The following is a 3,707-nucleotide window of genomic DNA, read 5'->3' on the forward strand; positions in this document are numbered from 1 at the left end:
CACTTACAACAGTGGCAACTGCAGCTCCCAATACACCATGGGTAGGTATCATAAAAAAATTCAAACCCAGATTAATTAAGGCTGTCCCCCCCATGTAATAAACCTTTCTGTGCATGTTATTTTGCGTCACCAGAGTAGAACCAACACTGGTTGCAACAAAGCGAATTGGAGCGGCTAAAGCCAGAATACTTAAAGGCAATACAGCGTTCATATATTGTTCACCAAATAATAATTGCACACCCCAAGGAGCTAATAGCCATATTGCCAACATCGCCAACAAGCCCGACGCCAACATCATCCAATTACCTCTACGATAGACGTCGTAAAATCTACCACGATCATGATTCGCCCAACGGTGTATTTTTGGCAGCAAAAATTTCTGATAAATCACGCTAGGCAGCATGTAGACAGCAGCCATGATGACGAAAGCTACATTGTAAATACCGGCTGCGGCATCCCCTGTGATGTACTTGAGCAAGATAATATCGCTCTGAAAGTAAATCAAGTGGAAAACACCTGCCAAACCAAATGGCCAGGATTGTGCAACCACCTCTCCCATACTGGCGGTTGCAACTGGCTGTTCTGCATTGGCGCTTTTTTCACCATGCCCTTTCAGCGCCAACTGGCTACAATACATGCGCCACATGAAAAATGTACCCAGCCCAGATACCCCTACGGAAATCAACGCATAAGCGTAGGCCGCATATTGCATCGTAACCAACGTAACCATTGCCAAGACCAGAATGGTCACCAGCAGCAGACGCAGCAGGTGCGGCAAAAATTGCCATAGCGCTAGGGCGAGATAACGCTCTTCCAGTTGCAACTTGGCACTAACCAGCTCTACTGCAACCTGCCCCATCAAATAAGTAGAGAGTACTATTAGCAAGCCACGAGTGGTTGCGTCATGCGGCCCGAGCGCAGCCCAAGCCAGCAATGCTGCAAACACCAGAGATGTGGTCACCAGTGCGTACTTGAGCGAGCCGCGTATCCAGCGTACCGCTTGCCAGCCCTCCTGCCCAAACGCCTTGAGCCAGAACCCTCCCACGCCGAAACTGGCCAACGGAGCCACCAGCATCACCACGCCAAGCGCGGCTGCAAATATCCCCAAAGCGGCAGGGCCAAGTGCACGCGCCAAAAGTACCTGCGTAAAAAAAGCACACCCGGCACCAAAAATGGAGCCTACCCATAACAGTGAAACTGCTTTAACTGCTTGTTTTTTTTCCATCACTCTAGATTCATATATTTTTGCTTGATTTATAAGTGTATCGATAGTTGGTGAAGAAAATTAATCACATACAGAACTTCGCCTAAATTTAGCTATACGTGATTGGCTGGTGTCGCCCTTCACTGCGGAGCGATGCTTGCCGAATTCCACGACAGAGGTAACCCGACATAGCCCAGACCGATGATAGCGAGTTTGATGTCTTCCAGACTGTGCATGGAAGGTATCCAAAAAGTTGATTGTAAATATCGGAATGACTTGTTCGATCGGGATGCGGACTGAAATTGAGCACAAGCACTCAACAAATCAAAAAGCATCGCGGCAGGGCGCGGAACGCCGCCCGGCCCCTCCGACAAAAGCAAGTGAAGCCTACTCCTGCGGCGGTTTGATCTGCATCAGACACGCTACCGCCCCAGGATTTACCGTTGGTTTCCTGAGAACGTCAAAATCATCGAATTTTACTGGCGGTGCCAGGGTGTTGCCTTGACCTCGGCCAGTGCCGAGGGGTGTTCAGTTCTTGACGATGCTCACCAGCGGCATGCTGATCTGGTGCTGGCGGTTGAGCATATTGAGCAGCAGGATCACCCGTTGCTCGCCGTCCATGGCCACGAAGATGGCGTCCAGCTCGGCGAAGCCGCCTTCGGTAATGCGCACGCTATCGCCTGCTTCGAGGGCCGGTTTAACGGGTGCTGTCGTGCGTTGTTGCAGGTGTTCGACCAAGCCGTCGTCGAGCCGCAGCGGTATGCCGCCGAAACCCACGATGCGAATGACCCCACGGGTCGAGCGCAGCGGCGCCCAGTTGGCATCGGCTGCCAGCTGAATGAACAGATAACCGGGGAACAGCGATTCGGCGATGATTTGCCGACGGCCACGGATTATCCGCTCGCAGCTGTGCTGCGGCCGATAGCAGGCGTAGCCCTGGCGCAGCAGGTTTTGTTCTGCGCGCTCATCCTGACGGGACTTGCAGTGCACGAGGTACCAGGCCGGGGCCGTATCTGCGGTGCAGTGGCTATTTGCAGTGCTCACATTCATATGGGTAACAATCAGTTCGGTGCAGCATCTGCAGACCGACAGTTCACTCCTGTTTGCAGCTGGCCTGGTTGGGCCGGCTGCAGGATCCGTTCCGACCTGGCCAACCGTTGGGATGGATAGGAAGGACTTTTGGCCGTTGAGGCCACATTTATATCTGTTGCCAGGTGCCGGTTAGGTGGCGGCCTGTTGGTGTTCATTCTGCCCATAGGAGCGGTCGGGCGGCGTTGCTTGTTAGCCGCGGATGCTTTGCGGCTAACAACAGCTTCGCGGCTGAAGCGGAACGCCGCCCGGCCTCTCCTACAGTTAGGCATCGTTGGTGCTGCTGGGGATTGATAGCTCCAGGTTGCATTGGGCCTGCTTGTAGAGCGCCTTGAGGCGTTCGCCGAGTTCGTGTTTGGCGCCGGTTTCGCCATGGACGATGCGCACTTGGCTGGGCCAGTTGCGCATGCGTGTGACGAAGCCCAACAGACCTTTTTGATCCGCATGGGCCGAATAGCCGCCTATGGTATTGATCTTGGCGCCAATTTTGTAGCGCTCTCCGTCAATATCGACGTAACCGCCGCGCTCACCATACATCTGGATCGCCCGGCCGGGTGTGCCTTGCGCCTGGTAACCGATGAAGAGCACGTCATGTCGGGGATCGTGGAGCATGGCTTTCAGGTAATTGACAATTCGACCGCTGCCGCACATTCCGTTCCCGGCGATGACGATGGCCGGACGAGCGGTAGTCGCCAGGTGGCGCACCATGGCCAGATGGGCCTGGTGGCTGTCGACGGTCAGCAGTTGCTCGAAGCCCAGCGGCTTGCGCCCCTGCTTGAGGCGCTGCAGGGCCTCGTTGTCCCAGAAGGGTTTCAGCTCGCGGTAGACCCGGGTGAAACGACTGGCCAGGGGGGAGTCGAGGATGATCGGGAGTGTGGGCCAGTCAGGGCCAGCCGTAGCGTGACTGCTGGCTTTACCCCTCACCCCAGCCCTCTCCCCGGAGGGGAGAGGGGGATTAAGAGCGGCTCTGCTCCCCTGCCCCTTGCTGACGGCATCGAGTTTTTTGCTGTGGATGATGTCTTCCAGTTCGTAGAGCAGTTCCTGGGTGCGGCCGATGCTGAAGGCGGGGATCAGCACGGTGCCGTTGTTGGCCAGGGCTTGTTCGATGACGCCTTCCAGGCGCTTGCGCCGGGTGCGGCGGTCTTCGTGCAGGCGATCGCCGTAGGTGCTCTCTATCACCAGGATGTCGGCGCGGTACGGCGGCTTCGGGGCTGGCAACAGCGGCGCGTGCGGCGCGCCCAGGTCGCCGGAGAAGACGATGCGTTTCTTCTCGCCGCTCTCGGGGTAGTGCAGATCGATTTCCACATAGGCCGAGCCGAGAATATGCCCGGCGCGCTGCAGGCGGATGCGGCAGCTCAGGCTCGGGCTTTCGTGCAGGCTGAACCAGGTCTTGTAGGGCAAGGCGATGATGCGC

At 56.2% G+C, this 3,707-nt stretch carries 3 protein-coding genes; all 3 read right to left on the reverse strand.

Annotated features, from left to right (window positions below):
* Positions 1-1,225, reverse strand: a 1,225-nt coding sequence (locus ABYM29_RS15150; protein ID WP_372865630.1) for a flippase, incomplete at its 3' end; no start/stop codon positions are given.
* 507 nt (positions 1,226-1,732) lie between these two features.
* Positions 1,733-2,254 (reverse strand): transcription/translation regulatory transformer protein RfaH, encoded by a 522-nt coding sequence (gene rfaH, locus ABYM29_RS15155; protein WP_372865631.1) that lies wholly within the window; start codon positions 2,252-2,254, stop codon positions 1,733-1,735.
* Between the two features lie 303 nt (positions 2,255-2,557).
* A partial coding sequence (locus ABYM29_RS15160; protein ID WP_372865632.1) for an MBL fold metallo-hydrolase RNA specificity domain-containing protein occupies positions 2,558-3,707 on the reverse strand: 1,150 nt, incomplete at its 5' end.

Source organism: Spongiibacter sp., assembly GCF_041602295.1.
Lineage (GTDB): Bacteria > Pseudomonadota > Gammaproteobacteria > Pseudomonadales > Spongiibacteraceae > Spongiibacter.

Bases quoted from the DNA above. Each gene is read 5' to 3' on its own strand.
- rfaH (WP_372865631.1), bottom strand. From the start codon at position 2,254: ATGAATGTGAGCACTGCAAATAGCCACTGCACCGCAGATACGGCCCCG.